At 40.9% G+C, this 1,127-nt stretch carries 2 protein-coding genes; both read right to left on the reverse strand.

Going from position 1 to position 1,127, the window contains the following annotated elements; all coding sequences use genetic code 11:
* A partial coding sequence (locus ACFINX_RS10135; RefSeq protein WP_375668802.1) for a DUF3987 domain-containing protein occupies nucleotides 1-679 on the reverse strand: 679 nt, incomplete at its 3' end.
* A 210-nt stretch (nucleotides 680-889) separates the two neighbouring features.
* Nucleotides 890-1,127: toprim domain-containing protein (locus ACFINX_RS10140; RefSeq protein ID WP_375668801.1), on the reverse strand; the 238-nt coding region annotated here is incomplete at its 5' end.

Consider the following 1,127-nt stretch of genomic DNA (forward strand, 5'->3'; position numbering starts at 1 on the left):
GTTGAATACCCCCTATAATAGAGACAGTTGCATTGGGAATAAAAATGGTTCCCCGTCCTATACGGTCATAGGTGTAAGACTTATTGCCATTAAAAGCTGTTAGATAGAAAGAACGGTCTGATTGATATTCCTTTCTTGCCAGATTAGATAAAAAACCAGCTAATTCATCACGAACCAACAAGAGACCACGGGGGGGTTCTTTTAAGAGTTCCCCAAGCTTTTCAACGGTCACATCATTGACGATAAGACGGCGTTTTATAGAACTGTCATCTTCCTCACTTTCTTTGTGTTCAAGAGTTTGTGAAAGAAGAGCAAGGGCTTGTTCTTCGTCTTGATCTTTGAGTGCTTTATAGGCTTGTTTTTTCTTTTCTCGTTTATCTAATTCACTAAGAATCTCTTTTGTTTCTTGCTGTTTTTTCTTCTTTACCCACTCTTGATGCCATTCATCTTGAAATTCATAGAGAGGTTCTAAAGCAGCGTCCATGGTACCTGTTTTCATGGTCGAAGGTTCCCCCACAATGGCACCCCAGAGATTAGGAACAATTTTCCAATTGGTATGTTGTTTTGGGGCAATCCGCACGCCATTGCCAATCACAGCAGCCAAAGCACAGAGAGCAGAGATAGCAATAAAATCCATAGGGGCTTGTTGGCTATCCGCAACGTCATAAACATAGTCCATTAATGGCGTTGGCAACTGTAATAAGCTAAAAGGCTCGACGGGTAAGAGAGCCGTATTAATCGGTTGCAATTCCCCCCAACCATTTTGTTGCAATGCGATTTCATAAGGAATGGCTTCTAAACAAGTCTTATCATTAAAAAAAAACATTATCGTTATCATTGCATGAAACATTTTGATTGTTGGTATCGACAATATTGTTTTTATTCTCTCTCATTTATTTATACCTTTCAGTATCAAAACATCATTGAAATCTAGACCGTAGGGGGCTTGCATGATAAAGACCTCAAAGCCTTGTCTATAGGCACGTGCAGCGAGGGTAAAACCTGCTTTACGACCAGCCTCATCGCCATCCATTGCAATTGTCAGACGCCCTTTTGTAGGAGGTAAATTCACATGCATCATGCCATGGGTTGAAAGGGACGCCCATAAATCAACGGGCTCTGATAAC

Source organism: Bartonella sp. AP36NXGY (assembly GCF_042195865.1).
Lineage (GTDB): Bacteria > Pseudomonadota > Alphaproteobacteria > Rhizobiales > Rhizobiaceae > Bartonella.